The organism is Janthinobacterium sp. GW460-12-1-14-LB5 (assembly GCF_059423585.1).
In genome coordinates this window covers 235,124-250,032 of record NZ_JBWKYD010000008.1, presented here as the reverse complement: position 1 = coordinate 250,032, position 14,909 = coordinate 235,124, and the positions used below count along the sequence as shown (strand labels likewise).

14 protein-coding genes and 1 tRNA gene are annotated in these 14,909 nt (G+C 63.6%); 9 read left to right on the top strand and 6 right to left on the bottom strand.

The genetic code is table 11. The features are described from left to right. The first annotated feature begins 6 nt into the window (after positions 1-6). The 4 genes from AC07X6_RS10925 (at position 7) to gabD (ending at position 3,535) form a co-directional block, all read left to right on the top strand. Entirely contained in the window at positions 7-660 is a 654-nt protein-coding gene (locus AC07X6_RS10925; RefSeq protein ID WP_230540135.1) for a bifunctional 2-keto-4-hydroxyglutarate aldolase/2-keto-3-deoxy-6-phosphogluconate aldolase, read from the top strand. Between the two features lie 66 nt (positions 661-726). Further along, on the top strand, positions 727-1,149 hold the full coding sequence (locus AC07X6_RS10920; RefSeq protein WP_494790962.1) for a CoA-binding protein: 423 nt from the start codon (positions 727-729) through the stop codon (positions 1,147-1,149). Next, on the top strand, positions 1,146-1,988 hold the full coding sequence (locus AC07X6_RS10915) for a PPK2 family polyphosphate kinase (protein ID WP_494790961.1): 843 nt from the start codon (positions 1,146-1,148) through the stop codon (positions 1,986-1,988). Before AC07X6_RS10920 ends, AC07X6_RS10915 begins: the two co-directional genes overlap by 4 nt. Before the next feature lie 92 nt (positions 1,989-2,080). Beyond that, entirely contained in the window at positions 2,081-3,535 is a 1,455-nt protein-coding gene (gene gabD, locus AC07X6_RS10910; RefSeq protein ID WP_494790960.1) for an NADP-dependent succinate-semialdehyde dehydrogenase, read from the top strand. 6 nt (positions 3,536-3,541) lie between these two features. Here the strand turns inward: gabD and AC07X6_RS10905 are convergent, their stop codons facing one another. Next, on the bottom strand, positions 3,542-4,666 hold the full coding sequence (locus tag AC07X6_RS10905) for an extracellular catalytic domain type 2 short-chain-length polyhydroxyalkanoate depolymerase (RefSeq protein ID WP_494790959.1): 1,125 nt from the start codon (positions 4,664-4,666) through the stop codon (positions 3,542-3,544). 176 nt (positions 4,667-4,842) lie between these two features. Between AC07X6_RS10905 and AC07X6_RS10900 the strand changes: the two genes are divergently transcribed. Then, a complete protein-coding gene (locus tag AC07X6_RS10900) occupies positions 4,843-5,430 on the top strand; it encodes a glutathione peroxidase (protein ID WP_494790958.1) in 588 nt (195 codons plus the stop codon). A gap of 120 nt (positions 5,431-5,550) precedes the next feature. Then, entirely contained in the window at positions 5,551-5,910 is a 360-nt protein-coding gene (locus AC07X6_RS10895) for a DUF1428 domain-containing protein (RefSeq protein WP_230540141.1), read from the top strand. Here the strand turns inward: AC07X6_RS10895 and pabB are convergent. The 3 genes from pabB to AC07X6_RS10880 all read right to left on the bottom strand — a co-directional run bounded on the left by pabB (position 5,907) and on the right by AC07X6_RS10880 (position 9,179). After that, a complete protein-coding gene (pabB, locus tag AC07X6_RS10890) occupies positions 5,907-7,745 on the bottom strand; it encodes an aminodeoxychorismate synthase component I (RefSeq protein WP_494790957.1) in 1,839 nt (612 codons plus the stop codon). The two genes, AC07X6_RS10895 and pabB, sit on opposite strands and share 4 nt — an antisense overlap. A gap of 21 nt (positions 7,746-7,766) precedes the next feature. After that, positions 7,767-8,342, bottom strand: a complete 576-nt coding sequence (slmA, locus tag AC07X6_RS10885; protein ID WP_086144344.1) for a nucleoid occlusion factor SlmA — start codon at positions 8,340-8,342, stop codon at positions 7,767-7,769. Between the two features lie 102 nt (positions 8,343-8,444). Beyond that, positions 8,445-9,179: a pyrimidine 5'-nucleotidase gene (locus tag AC07X6_RS10880; RefSeq protein WP_494790956.1), complete on the bottom strand. Its 735-nt coding sequence runs from the start codon at positions 9,177-9,179 to the stop codon at positions 8,445-8,447. Positions 9,180-9,269: 90 nt separating this feature from the next. On the opposite strand from AC07X6_RS10880, the gene AC07X6_RS10875 reads away from it, so the two are divergent. Then, entirely contained in the window at positions 9,270-10,139 is an 870-nt protein-coding gene (locus AC07X6_RS10875; RefSeq protein WP_494790955.1) for a TraB/GumN family protein, read from the top strand. A 143-nt stretch (positions 10,140-10,282) separates the two neighbouring features. Here the strand turns inward: AC07X6_RS10875 and AC07X6_RS10870 are convergent. Both AC07X6_RS10870 and argB read right to left on the bottom strand, forming a co-directional pair. Continuing rightward, positions 10,283-10,357, bottom strand: a tRNA-Thr gene (locus AC07X6_RS10870). A gap of 65 nt (positions 10,358-10,422) precedes the next feature. Then, entirely contained in the window at positions 10,423-11,316 is an 894-nt protein-coding gene (argB, locus tag AC07X6_RS10865; protein ID WP_010393729.1) for an acetylglutamate kinase, read from the bottom strand. Between the two features lie 231 nt (positions 11,317-11,547). Here argB and AC07X6_RS10860 point away from each other — a divergent pair, with 231 nt between their 5' ends. Beyond that, positions 11,548-11,751 carry a cysteine-rich CWC family protein gene (locus tag AC07X6_RS10860; RefSeq protein WP_494790954.1) on the top strand — a complete coding sequence of 68 codons (204 nt, stop codon included), beginning with the start codon at positions 11,548-11,550 and terminating at the stop codon, positions 11,749-11,751. Positions 11,752-11,845: 94 nt separating this feature from the next. After that, positions 11,846-14,893: a response regulator gene (locus AC07X6_RS10855; RefSeq protein WP_494790953.1), complete on the top strand. Its 3,048-nt coding sequence runs from the start codon at positions 11,846-11,848 to the stop codon at positions 14,891-14,893. Positions 14,894-14,909: the final 16 nt, after the last annotated feature.

The window sequence follows — 14,909 nt, the reverse complement described above, 5'->3', positions numbered from 1 at the left end:
GAGCAGATGCAGAAGCACATGGTTTTCGATGGCATTCTGGAGCGGGGCATGGTCGGCATCGTGCGCGCCAATTCGGCGCAGGCGGCCGTGCAGATCGCCGAGGCGTGCATCGCCGGTGGCATCACGGCGCTGGAAGTGGCGTTCACCACGCCCGATACCCTGGGCGTGCTGCGCACCCTGCGCGAACGCCATGGCCATGACGTGCTGCTGGGTGCGGGCACGGTGCTCGATACGGAGACGGCGCGCGCCGCCATCCTGGCTGGCGCCCAGTTCATCATCTCGCCCGGCGTGAACGTGGAGACCATCGCGCTGTGCCAGCGCTACCAGGTGCTGGCCATGCCCGGGGCGATGACGCCGACGGAGATCGTCACGGCCCTGCAGGCGGGCGCCGACATCGTCAAGGTCTTCCCCGCTGAGATGTTCGGCCCCGCCTACATCAAGGCGCTGCGCGCGCCCTTGCCGCAGGCGCCGCTGATGCCCACGGGCGGCGTGACGGTGGAGAACCTCGACGAATGGTTTGCCAGCGGCGCCGCGGCCGTGGGCATCGGCAGCAGCCTGAGTGGCCCGGGCGCCACCGGAGATTACGCGGCCGTGACGGCGCGTGCGCGCGCATTTGTGGCGAAGATGGCGCTGGTGCGGAGTTCTAGGTCTTCTGGATAGCTCCCTGCGCTGGATAATTCTGCTACGCTAGGCGGGCAATGTCGCACGCCTAACCACGCCCCGAATATGTCCAACATCGCCCGCATCCTGCAAGACAGCCGCATCATCGCCATCGTCGGCATGTCCGACAAGCCCGAACGCGCCAGCCACGAAGTGGCCGACTACCTGCTGCGGCATGGCTACCGCGTATTGCCCGTTAATCCGGCCCTCGCCGGGCGCGACATGCTGGGACAGCGCGCCTACGCCACCCTGGCGGAAGCTGCGGCGGCCGTCGCGCCGGCGCGCATCGACATCGTTGATTGCTTCCGCAAGCCGGAAGACATTCTGCCCATCGCCGGGGAAGCCATTGCCGTCAAGGCCGGCTGCCTGTGGCTGCAGCTCGATATCATCAACGAACAGGCGGCGCAACTGGCGCGGGCGGCTGGGCTGGAGGTGGTGATGGACCGCTGCACAAAAATCGAGCACCGCAAGCTGGCGGTGGCGGCATGAAGGCGCGCACGCAGTTTCGCGCCGGCCAGGGCTTTGACCTGAACGAGGAATTCGCCGGCAAGCGCCTGCTGGGCGCCGCCACCAAGGCGGCGAACAAGAAGCTGACGCCGGCCCAGTGCAAGGCCATCGATCGCGAGGAAACCGTGGCGCTGACGGCGCAGATCGCCGAGTGCCAGAGCATGCTGTACGCGCAGCGCAAGAAAAAAGTGCTGCTGGTCCTGCAGGGCATGGATACCTCGGGCAAGGATGGCACGGTCAAGGCCATCTTCAGCAATATCAATCCGATGGGCATCCGCGCCGTGGCCTTCAAGGGCCCCACCGATATCGAACTGGCGCACGACTACCTGTGGCGCGTGCACCAGCACGTGCCGGTGAAGGGCGAGATCGCCATCTTCAACCGCAGCCATTACGAGGATGTGCTGATCACGCGCGTGCAGGACATGATCGACAAGGCCGAATGCCAGCGCCGCTACGCGCAGATCCGCGATTTCGAGCGCATGCTGAGCGAAACGGGCACCGTCATCCTGAAAGTCTTCCTGCATATCTCGAAGGACGAGCAACGGGGACGGTTGCAGGAGCGGCTCGACGATCCCGACCGCCAGTGGAAGTTCGATCCCAACGATATCGCCCAGCGCAAGAAGTGGGATGGCTACCAGCGCGTCTATGAAACTGCGATCCGCGAGACGGATGCCGATCATGCGCCGTGGTACGTGGTGCCGTCCAATTCCAAGACGCAGCGCAACCTGGTGGTGGCCTCGCTGCTGCTGGAAACCTTGCAGGGCATGAAGCTGGAATACCCGGCGCCGGACCCGAAACTGTCGTCGTTCAAGGTCGAGTAAATACGCGGGCGATTCGGCTGTCCGCCTGCGGAATCGGCCGCGCTGTGGCATAGTATCCCTCGTCGATAATTCAAACCAGACCGGAGATCCATATGCTGCAGTTGAAAGATCCTACCTTGTTGCGTCACCAGGCTTACGTGAATGGAGCCTGGGCGGATGCCGATGGTGGCCAGACGATTAATGTGAGCAATCCCGCCACGGGCGAGCATATCGGCACGGTGCCCCTGATGGGCGCGGCCGAGACGCGCCGCGCCATCGAGGCGGCCAATGCCGCCTGGCCCGCCTGGCGCAAGAAGACGGCCAAAGAGCGCGCGGCCGTGCTGCGCCGCTGGCATGACCTGATCCTGGAAAACGCCGACGACCTGGCGCTGATCATGACTACCGAGCAGGGCAAGCCCCTGCCGGAAGCGAAGGGCGAAGTGCAGTTCGGCGCCTCGTTCATCGAGTGGTTTGCCGAAGAAGGCAAGCGCGTGGCGGGCGATACCCTGCAGTCGCCGTGGCCCGACCGCCGCCTGGTCATCACCAAGGAGCCGATCGGCGTGTGCGCCGCCATCACGCCGTGGAATTTCCCCGCCGCGATGATCACCCGCAAGGTCGGCCCGGCCCTGGCCGCCGGCTGCCCGATGGTCCTCAAACCTGCCGAAGCGACGCCGTTTTCCGCGCTGGCGCTGGCCGTGCTGGCCGAGCGCGCAGGCGTGCCTGCGGGCGTGTTCAGCATCGTCACGGGCGCGCCGAAAGACATCGGCGGCGAAATGACGTCGAATCCCATCGTGCGCAAGCTGACGTTTACGGGCTCGACCCAGGTGGGCCGTCTGCTGGCGGAACAGTGCGCACCGACGATCAAGAAACTGTCGCTGGAACTGGGCGGCAATGCGCCGTTCATCGTCTTCGACGACGCCGACCTGGATGCGGCCGTGGAAGGCGCCATCGCCTCGAAATACCGCAACGCGGGCCAGACTTGCGTCTGCGCCAACCGCCTGTACGTGCAGGACAGCGTGTATGACGCGTTTGCCGAAAAACTGGTGGCCGCCGTGGCCAAGCTGAAGGTCGGCAATGGCATCGAGGCCGGCGTCACGCAGGGCCCGCTGATCGACGCCAAGGCCGTGGCCAAGGTGGAAGAGCACGTGGCCGATGCCTTGGCCAAGGGCGGCCGCCTGCTGGCCGGCGGCAAGCGCCATGCGCTGGGTAACGGCTTCTTCGAGCCGACCATCATCGCCGACGTGACGAACGACATGCGCGTGGCCACCGAGGAAACCTTCGGCCCGCTGGCGCCCCTGTTCCGCTTCAAGACGGACGAGGAAGTCATCGCCCTGGCCAACAACACGGAATTCGGCCTGGCCGCCTACTTCTATTCGCGCGATATCGGCCGCATCTGGCGCGTGGCCGAAGGCCTGGAAACGGGCATGGTCGGTGTCAACACGGGCTTGATCTCGAATGAGATCGCCCCCTTCGGCGGCGTCAAGCAATCGGGCCTGGGCCGTGAAGGGTCGACCTACGGTATCGAGGACTACTTGGTGATCAAGTACATCTGCATGGGCGGTATCTAAGGCCGCCTAGCGCGAGCCGCGGCGCGCGGCGAGGCGGTCCAGCATGCCCTTGACCGCTTCCATCTGCGTGCCGCTCTTGCGGTAGAAATCCGGATCGATCGGATTGATGCTGGTGTAGCCCCAGAAATCCCAGCAGCCTTTCGGGTTGTACGGATAGACGGGGCTCGGTTCGGCCTGCGGATACAGCACGATGATCTTGTTGGCGTCCGCCACCTGGTTGTAGCCGGTGCTGGTATAGAAACGGTCGCCGATGGCTTGCGTCGTTTGCAGGCAGCCGTGGAACACCACGTGTACGCGGCAGCTTTCGCTGTCGCAGGCTTTCGGAATGTAGGCGTAGCCCGTATTGTTCATGCTGGAGTACGCGTTCTGGATGAAGCTGCGCTGATTGAAGGCGATCAGCTTGCCCGTCAGGGTGGTCGACGAGGGCTGCAAGTCCGGGTACAGGTGCTGCAGGATGTCGCGCGCCTGCACGAAGTCGCAGTCGTTGATGAACGGCGACGCCGTCACGTCGCAGGCCTTGTCCTGGTTGTTGTCGGTGATGATGGCATGGCCCGCGCCGACCGTGTCGACGAAGCGGATTTGCGCCGCCGGCGTGCCGGCCAGTTGATAGAACTTTCCTACCTGTTCCACCACCGGCCGCGTCACGGTCTGGTCTTTCGTTCCGCTGAACAGATATACGCGCTGGCGTTTCAGGTTGGCCGTGTCGTCGATGAGACGGGCCTGCGCAAAATCGTTCGCCGCGCGCAGCAATTCGCTGGCCACGGGCGGCGCCACTTGCGAGCTGCCTGGATTCATGCAGGTGGTCAGGGCATTCGTCAGGTAGGGAATATACGGGAAGCGGCCCGGCTGGCCCGAGCAGAAATACGGGCCGCCCGCGATGATGCCGGCGCCGGCGACGGTGGCCGAGTAGGCGACGGCAAACTGCGCCGCCATGAAGCCGCCCGAGGACAGGCCGGACACCGTGGTCTGGCTCAGGTCGGCCTGGTAGGCAGGCAGGGCGGCAGCGTCCTTGCTCGCGGCGGGTTTGACGGCTTTGGCAGCCGTGGCGGCGTGGGCGCTTGCTGGCGCCAGGATGAGCAGGCTGGCAGCCAGCAGGGTGGTGGGTAATACGGTCAGGTACGGGAAGGGCATGGCAGCTCCACAAGGCAAGGGCAGGAAGGCCGAGCATAGGTAAAAAAACTGTGCTTTGGGAAAGTACTGCACTATCGTTGATATCGCTCAAGCTAATGCTGTTGTTGTTCGTCTTGTACGCGTGCGCGGTGTTTGGCATAGAATGTTTTTTTTCCTTCTCGACCATGGTGCCCTTCATGTCCAAGACCCTTGCCCAGTTGTTTGCGCTGACCACCTTTGCCGCCAGTGCCAGCCTGGCCATGCCCGCCCATGCCGCCGAAGCCGCTGCCGCCGCGCCAGCCGCCTGTCCTGCCATTTTGAAACAGACCTTCAAGCGCTTGCAGGATGAAGCGCCGCAAAACCTGTGCCAGTACGCAGGCAAGGTCGTGCTGGTGGTCAATACCGCCAGTTATTGCGGTTTTACCAATCAATATGAGGGGCTCGAGGCGCTGTACGCCAAGTACGGCAGCAAGGGCCTGGTGGTGCTGGGTTTCCCGTCGAACGATTTCGGCAAGCAGGAGCCGGGCAACAGCAAGGAAATCGCCGATTTCTGCTACAACACCTATGGCGTGAAGTTCCCCATGTTCTCCAAATCGGTGGTTTCCGGCCCCGCGCCGAATCCGCTGTACGTGGACTTGATCAAGCAGACGGGCAAGACGCCGGCCTGGAATTTCCATAAATACCTGATCGACCGCCACGGCAAGGTGGTGGAAAGCTTCCCCAGCAAGGTAACGCCGGACGACAAGAAACTCGTTGGCGCGGTGGAAAAAGCGCTGGCGCTGTAAGGTGCCGATACAAGCAGGCTTGAACGCCTGCTTTTTTTTTAATGCCGTGCTTGTCGTCTTGCCATCATTGTCCTAAGCTGGTTGTTCGTGTTTGTCAAAACAACCATCAAGGAGATCATCATGGCGTATGTCGATGGATTTGTGGTGCCCGTACCGAAAGCCAAGCTCGATACCTACCTGGCCATGTCGCGTGCTTGCGGCGCCGTCTGGCGCGAATATGGCGCGCAGGAATTTCGCGAATGCGTGGGCGACGATGTCAAGCCGGGCAAGCTGACCTCGTTCCCGCAGGCAGTGGACTTGCAGGATGGCGAAGTAGTGGTGTTTTCCTGGATCGTGTTTGAATCGCGCGCCAAGCGCGATGAAATCAACGACAAGGTCATGAAAGACCCGCGCCTGGCCGAGATGATGGATCCGGCCAAGCTGCCGTTCGATGGCAAGCGGATGATCTATGGCGGCTACGAAATGCGCATTGACGCTTAAAGGATGAGCTTGGCGGGCATCGCCCCGCGCAGCGCATTGCACACGACAATCGCCTCGGTCCGCGCCAGCATGGCGCGCGTGATGACGGTTTCCTGCGCATCCCAGGCAGGGTCGGCCAGCATGGTCGCGCGCTGCACGCCGGGCAGCAGGCCGCAGGACAGGGGCGGCGTGTGCCAGCGGCCGTCCAGCTTCACGAAGACATTGCTGCGTCCGCCCTCCGTCAGCTCGCCCCGTTCGTTAAAGAACAGCATGTCGAAGCCGCCTTGCGCTTCGGCAGCGCGCCACGCCGCGTCATAGCGCGCGCGCACGCTGCTCTTGTGGCGCAGGAACAGGTCGTCGGCCACGGTGGCGTCGGGCGCCAGCAGGATGGTGACCGTGTCCGGCAAGGCGGTGAGGGCACCGCTTTGCGTCGTGAACCGGCCATCCTGGCGCAGCGCCAGGCGCAGGCGGAAGGGTGCGTCGTCGGGGCGTGCCGCGCAGGCCGCTTGCAGCGCCGCGCGGGCAGCGTCCGCATTCCAGGCAAAACCGAAGTAGGCGCAGGATGCGGCCAGGCGCGCCAGGTGGCGCTCCTGCTGGCGGCAGCCGCCGGCCCGGTTCGCGTACAGGGTCTCGAACAGTTCGAAGTCATTGCCCAGCCCCGTCAGGAAGCGGGCCTTGAGCTGGCACTCCGCAAATTCCTCGCCCGGGTCGCTGTCGAGGACGATGCCGGCGCCCACGCCCATCTCGCCGCGCCGCAGGCCGCCAGGGCCGGCCGGTTGCAAGGCCAGCGTGCGGATCGGCACGGACATGCAAAAGTCGCCCACGGCGTGGGCGGCGCTGGCGGCTGGCGGATCGAACCAGCCGATGGCGCCCGTGTAGATGCCGCGCGGCGCCGGTTCCAGTTCAGCGATGATTTCCATGGTGCGGCGTTTCGGTGCGCCCGTGATCGAGCCGCATGGATACAAGGCCTGGAAGATGTCGGCCAGGCTGGCATCGTCGCGCAAACGCGCCTGCACGGTGGATGTCATTTGCAGCACGCTGCTGTAGCGCGTCACCTGGAACAGGGCCGGCACCTTGACGGAGCCCGTGGCGGCGATGCGGCCGATGTCGTTGCGCAGCAGGTCGACGATCATCAGGTTTTCCGCGCGGTTTTTCGGATCATGGGCCAGGGCGGCGGCGCGGCGCGCGTTTTCTTCCATTTGCTCAGGCGGTGCGGCCGGCGCCGTGCCTTTCATGGGACGCGCCATCAACTCGCCTTGCGCATGGCGCACGAACAGCTCCGGCGACAGCGACAGCAGGGCGCCGCCATCGGGCAGCATCACCAGCGCGCCGTAGGGCACGGGCTGGCGCGCGCGCAGCCGCGCATACAGGGCCAGGGGCGAGCCGAAGGCGTCGAAGCGCAAGCGATACGTATAGTTGACCTGATAAGTGTCGCCGGCCACGATGTAGTCGTGGATGCGCTGCAGCGCGCGCGTGAATTCGGCCTGATCGACGTTGGCGCGGATGCCGGCGATGCCGGCCGGCGTTTCCATCGCCGGCGTACGTGCGGCCAGCCACTGCAGCACCTCGTCCTGCGACAGCTGGGTGCAGTGTTCGAAGACGAGCACCTGCGCCAGCGGCGGCGCATCCGGGCCGGGGGCGCGCAGCGGCATGGCCAGCAAGTGCGCGCCCAGCTCGTAGCTGCACACGCTGACGGCGTACTGGCCGCGTTCCAAGGCCGCTTGCAGCCCTTCGAGCAGGGCCGGCCACTGTTCCCCCTCGCTGCACCGCAGGACTGCCGCCAGGCCCGTGTACAGGCGCGAACCGGCGCCGGGCGTGCTGGCGTCGTCGAGCAGGGCGAAACAGTCGGTATGCATGGGGGCAGCCGCGGCGGTGACCTACCCCAGCAGCATGGCGATTTGCAGCGCCGCTTCCTGGGATGGATTGATCTTGAAGCCGCTCTTGGCGTAGCGGTGCCAGCGTCCGATGACGAAGCTGACGATCAGGGTGGCGCGCGCCGCCACTTCGCTTTCCTTGCCATGGCCTTCGGCGGCGGCCACGCGCAAGGCCTGCTTGAGCGCCAGCTCCACGCGGTCGTAGAACTGGTTCATGCGCACTTGCAGGCGCTCGTCCTCATTGACCAGGGCGTCGCCGATCAGCACGCGCGTCATGCCCGGATTGCTGATGGCGAAATTGAGCAGCATGCCGACGATGTCGCGCGTCTGCGTCATGCCGTCGCTGTGCTTTTCAGCGATCTGGTTGATCAGGCCGAAGACGCTCGACTCGATGAATTCGATCAGCCCTTCGAACATTTGCGCCTTGCTGGCGAAATGGCGGTACAGGGCCGCTTCCGAGACGGCCAGCCTGGCCGCCAGTGCGGCGGTGGTGATCTTTTCGCCTTTCGGCTGCTCCAGCATTGCGGCGAGGGCCTGAAGAATTTGTAGCCTGCGTTGGCCCGGCGGTGTGCTTGCCATATTTTCTCTTGTCGTTAAAAAAAATGCTGCCTTGATGGGGAGGTCCGTCACCGCCGCTAGCGGTGCGGCTTCCGGCGTCAACCGCAAGCCCAGGAGTCCCCTTCAACGCAGTCGGTGAAGGCGGCGTGCCAAATGCCGGACAGATTTTACTTTGACATCGACGTAAGCGGGGCGATTTAACGCCTTGGACAGCTTCGCCACGCCGATCGGATCGGCCATTTTCAGGTATTGCGTGACCCAGGCCGTGCGCAGGCCCAGTCTTTTTGCGCCCTTCAGGTTGGCGAGGGTGTCTTCCACCAGGATGCAGCGGCCAGGGCGGACCTGGTGCTTGCGCATCAGTTTGCGCAGCATCAAGGTCGATGGCTTGGGCCGCAGCTGGCGGTGCACCTGCATCGCCTCGATGGCAACGTGGTGTGAAAAGTGCCGGCGCAGTCCCAGGTGGCGCATCACGTCGCTCGAATAGCGCAGCGGCGCGTTGGTGAGTAAAATTTTACGGCCAGGCAGGCGTTTGAGTAAAGCCCCCAGCCCCCGTTCGGCGCGTATCATGGCGCGCAAATCGTCGAAGGCGTGCGTCTCGTGTAAAAAATGCGCGGCCTGCACCTGATGGTGCTTGACCATGCCCAGCAAGGTGGCGCCATAGCGGCGCCAGTAAGCCGCGCGCGCTGCATTGACGATGGCGTCGTCGGCCGGCGTCACGCCGTCGCCCAGCACCCGGGCAATATACGTGTTCATATTGGCCGTGATGGTGGGGAAGATGGCGTGCGAGGCATTGTGCAGCGTGTTGTCGAGGTCAAACAGCCAGACCGGCGACGAGCGGTTAAGATGGGACACAGGCACGAGAGTCTTTGCTAGCGAGAGAAGATGAAAAATTCAACAATCAGGAAAACCATGCGACGCCAGATTATAGTGATGTTTTGCGGATTATTCTTGCTGCCGTTGCAGGCGGCCTTGGCGGAAGCGGCGCCCGTGGCGCAAAACCGGGGCGCCCTGTTCAAGGTGCAGGACGCGGGCCACACCCTGTATCTGTTCGGTACCATCCACGTGGGCGCGCCCGATTTTTATCCGCTCGAACCGACCGTGACGCAGGCGTTGCTCCAGGCAGGGGCGCTGGCGCTGGAGATCGATCCCGGCGCCGATCCGCGTAAGGCTGTGAGCGCCGTGCTGAAATACGGCATGGAGGCGCCGGGCAGCAAGGTGCCTGCCGACTGCCGCCAGACCCTGGCCCCGCGCCTGGCGCCGCTGTTGCAAAAATACGGCATTCCAGCCGAGTCGGTGGCGCCGATGAAGCCGTGGATGCTGGCCAGCATGCTGGCCCTCGGCGAGTTTTCCACCCTCGGCTACCGCTCCGACCTGGCCGTCGACAATTATCTGTCGCAGCAGGCCAAGGCGCGCAAGATCCCCGTGCTGGAACTCGAATCGATGGAAGGCCAGATGGCGCTGTTTGGCGCCATGTCGCCCGGCGACCAGTGCCGCTTCCTGGAAGACGGCGTGGCGTCGATCGAGGATCAGGAACAAAGCCAGGAAGCGCGCGAGATCGCCGATGCCTGGCGCAACGCCGACGCGGCTGCCTTCGACAAGCTGGCGGCCAAGGCTGCGCAAGACCCCTCGTTCGCCGCGCAATTCGTGCAAAAGGTGTTGCTGGATGGCCGCAACCCGGCCCTGGCCGACGGCATCGCCAAGCTGCTGGTGCGCGAAAAGCACAGCCTGGCCGCCATCGGCGTGCTGCACCTGGTCGGAGCGAAAAGCGTGCCGGATTTATTGCGTCAGAAGGGCTTGAAGGTCGAGCGGGTGTATTGAAACGCGGAGGCGATGCGGGCGACAGATAGCAGAGCAGATGGAAAAATGTTCAGGGCAAGGCGTACTGACGAAGACAGTATGAATGTACGGCGAGGAAGTACAACGCCGCCATGGGCATTTTTACAGCTGCGGGGAAAGGATACTGGTGCCCTTGACGTGGATCGAACACGTGGCCTCTCCCTTACCAAGGGAGTGCTCTACCACTGAGCTACAAGGGCAAATTAAAAGCGGCGCCAGGTGATCTGCGCCGCCAAACTACTCGCTGTGATGCGTTGCGATTTTTTTAGTGCGAACGGATCATAGTACCAAAAGCCTGCTCGGTCAACACTTCCAGCAATAATGAGTGTTCGATGCGGCCATCGATGATGTGCACCGTGTTCACGCCGGACTTGGCGGCGTCGAGCGCGGACGAGATCTTCGGCAGCATGCCGCCGGATATCGTGCCGTCGGCGAACATCTCGTCAATTTCACGCGCCGACAGGTCGGTCACCAGGTTGCCCTGCTTGTCCTGGACACCGGCGATGTTGGTCATCATGATCAGCTTTTCCGCTTTCAGGATTTCCGCGATCTTGCCAGCTACCACGTCGGCGTTGATATTGTAGGCCTGGCCATCCTGGCCGAAACCGATCGGCGAAATGATGGGAATGAAGGCGTCGTCCTGCAGCGCCTTGACGACGGCCGGGTTGATCGCGTCGATCTCGCCGACAAAGCCGATGTCGAGGAATTCGCCCGGATGTTCGCGGTCCGGCATCTGCATCTTGCGCGCGCGGATCAAGCCGCCATCCTTGCCCGTCAGGCCGACAGCCTGGCCGCCGTAATGGTTGATCAGCATGACGATATCCTGCTGCACTTCGCCGCCCAGCACCCACTCCACCACTTCCATGGTTTCTTCATCGGTGATGCGCATGCCTTGCACGAAGGTGCCTTGCTTGCCGATTTTTTTCAGCGCGTTGTCGATCTGCGGTCCGCCGCCGTGCACCACGACCGGATTCATGCCGACCAGCTTGAGCAGGATGACGTCGCGCGCGAAGCCGTGTTTCAGGCGTTCGTCCGTCATGGCATTGCCACCGTATTTGATGACGATGGTCTTGCCATGGAAATTGCGGATGTAGGGGAGGGCCTCGGCCAGAATCTGCGCCTTGATTTGCGGCGACACCGCCGTCAAGTCGTCATTCATGTCCAGGTTCAAGTTAGCTAGTTGATTCATGGCGAGTCCGGAAAATAGATTTGTGCGATTTTACAGGGAAGAAGAAAATCCTGGAGGCATTATAGGGCGATCTTGTTGTATTTTCCCTGATGATCCTATAGTCTGGCCCGATATGTTCCCCAGCCAGCCCTTTTACTGCCCGTTACATCTGCGTCGCATTCCGGCGCAGCATGACACACACTTGTCAATTCAAACATAGCCATGAGCCAGTGCAGCCTGTGCGGCGCCACTTTCCAGTGTGGCCAGCTTGACCCGAACGCCAAGGAACCCTGCTGGTGCGTCGCCCTGCCGCCGGCCGTTCCCGTACCCGGCAGCGCTGCCGTGGGCTGCTGGTGTCCCGCCTGCCTGCAAGAGCGCATCGCCACCCTGGCGCCCCCTGCAAAAGCCATAACGTCGGCTAAATAAGTGCTTCGGCATGCAATTGCTTTGCAATAAACCTTGCATTCCGTAGGGGAATACGTTCAGACTTCGATTTTTAAGAATTTCTTATAGGAAAGTTATGCGCTTCAGGGATATCCGCATCGGCGTACGCATCAATGCCGGTTATGCCATTCTGATCGTGCTGATGCTGGTCGTCATCGTCCTGGCGGGTAGCCGCATCTATGCCATCCGCGCCGAGACCGACGATATCCTGCAGCGCGACTGGGTCGCCGCCAAGGCCACCAGCAAGATCCATGGGCTGGCGCGCGAGGCGGCCACGCGCATCGCCAGCCTGCCTGGCCAGAACCGGCTGGCGCTGCGTCGGGCGAATCAGGCGCGCCTGGAAGCGATCAAGCAAGGCATCGATGAGCAGGTGCGCATCCTCGACGGTCTCGATGCGCGGCCCGAAGAACGGCGCCTGCTGGAACAGATGCATCTTGCGCGTGCCGAGTACTATGGCTCGCTCAAGGCGATGTTCGAACTGGTCGAGCGCGGCGAGGATGCCCGCGCGGAGCAGGCCATGCAGACGCAGACCTTGCCGGTGCTGGAAAAAGTGCTGCTGTACGTGGGCCAGCTCGACGACCTGCAGCAGCAACTGATACGCGACAGCGCGGCCAGGATACGCAACGACATCGATACGTCGCTGCTGCTGATGGGCGGCATCGGCCTGGCGGCCCTGCTGACGGGCCTGGCCTTTGCCTGGTCGGCGCGCTCGATCACGCGCCCGCTGGGCGAGGCGGTGGCGATCGCCACGCGCGTGGCCAACGGCGACCTCAGTTCCGTCATCGAAGTGACGTCGCGCGACGAGACGGGCGAATTGCTGCAGGCGCTCAAGGACATGAGCACCAGCCTGGCCGTCGAGCAGGACCTGCGCCATGCCGTCGAAGTGGCCGAGGATGCGACCAAGATGAAGTCGGACTTCCTGGCCAATATGTCGCATGAGATCCGCACGCCGATGAACGGCATCATCGGCATGACCCACCTGGCGCTGCAGACGGAGCTCACGTCGACCCAGCGCAACTACCTGGAGAAGGTGGAATCGGCCTCGAAGAACCTGCTGGCCATCATCGACGACATCCTCGATTTCTCGAAGATCGAGGCCGGCAAGATGGCCTTTGAAAAAGTCGATTTCTTCCTCGAGGACGTGCTGGCGCAGATCGCCGACCTGTCCGTGATGCGCGCGCAGGACAAGGGCCTCGAACTGCTGTTCGACATCGCCCCCGACGTGCCGAACGCCTTGCAGGGCGACCCGCTGCGCCTGGGCCAGGTGCTGATCAACCTGACCAACAACGCCATCAAGTTTACGGACAAGGGCGAGATCGTCGTCACCATCCGCCTGCAGCAGCTGGAAGAACATGCGGCTGTCTTGCGCGTGGACGTGCGCGACACGGGTATCGGCCTGACGCCGCCCCAGCGCAGCAAGCTGTTCCAGGCATTTACCCAGGCCGACACTTCCACCACGCGCCACCATGGCGGCACGGGCCTGGGACTGACCATCAGCAAGCGCCTGGTGGAAATGATGGAAGGCGAGATTGACCTGGTCAGCGAAGCGGGCGTGGGCAGCACCTTTTTCTTCACGGCCCGCTTCGGCCTGGCAGCCGTGCCGCGCGACAGCCTGCTTGCTCCGCAGCGCTTCGAGGGCCTGCGCGTGCTGGTGGTCGACGACAACTCCAGCGCGCGTGAAATCTTCGTCAGCATGCTGACGGCGCTGGGCTTCGAGGCGCGTGCCGTGTTTGGCGGCGTGCTGGCCATCGGCGCCGTGGCGCAGGCGCGCGCCGAGGGGCGCCCGTACGGGCTGGTGCTGATGGACTGGAAAATGCCGGGCATGAACGGCCTCGATACCCTGGCCGGCATCCGTGCCGATGCCGCCGACATCGATGCCACGCCGGCCTGCATCATGGTCACGGCCTTCCATCGCGAAGCGCTGCTGGAAGCGGCGCGCCAGCGGGACTTGCCGCTCGACGGCGTATTGAACAAGCCGGTCAGCGCCTCGACTCTGCTCGACCAGATATCGTTCGTGTTTGGCGGCGTGACGGGGCAGAGCCGCAAGACGCAGCGCCAGAGCAGCTATCGCGACGATGAACGCGCCCTGCGCGGCGCCTGGCTGCTGCTGGTGGAGGATAATGAAGTGAACCAGGAAGTGGCGCAGCATATTCTCAACGACGCCGGCATCCGGGTCGACATCGCGGGCAATGGCGCCATCGCGTTGGCGAAGATCGAGGAAAATGCCTATGACGGTGTGCTGATGGATTGCCAGATGCCGGTGATGGATGGCTACCAGGCCACCCGCAAGCTGCGCCAGGATCCCCGTTATTCCAATTTGCCCGTGATTGCCATGACGGCCAATGCCATGGTCGGCGACAAAGAGAAATGCCTGGACGCCGGCATGAACGATTTCATCGCCAAGCCGATCGATGTGGCGCAGCTGTTCGGCACTCTGGCGCGCTGGATTGCGCCGGCCATGCCGCAGGAAGTGGCGGCGGTGGTGACCCAGCCGGAAGCGGAGCTGCCGGTGATCTCCGGCCTGAAAATGACGGAGGCCATGCGCCGCGTGGGCGGCAATGCCGTTTTGATGCGAAAATTGCTGGACCGTTTTGTGGAAACCCAGTTCGATGCCATGCAGCGCATCGTTGCCGCCATCGAGAACAACCAGCTCGAGACGGCAATCCGCGAAGCGCATACCTTGAAGGGCCTGGCCGGCAATATCGGCGCCGGTGGTCTGGCCGACAGTGCCGCGCGGGTCGAGCATTTGCTCAGCCTGGGCTCGCACGATGGCTTGCCGCAGGCGCTGGCCGCCTGCACGCTGGCGCTCGACGAGCTGGTGCCGAAGATCGTGCTGGCGATGCAGTCGCGCAGCAATGCGGCCGAGGCGGGCGGCGCGCCGGTGGCGCACGTGGCACCGGTGGACCGGATGCGTCTGGAAGCGGGCTTGCGCGAATTGTCGCAGCTGCTGCAGCAGGACGATGCGCAGGCCGTCAAGCACCTGGACGGCATCGGTCCCGTGCTGGTCGCGGCGGGGCAGGCGGAACATGCCCGCCAGTTGAAGCGCATGCTGGGGCAATACGATTTCGAAGGTGCGCTGGCGCAGCTGGGCGAGGTGGCCGATGCGCTGGAGCTGACACTGTGACAAGGATAACTATGCA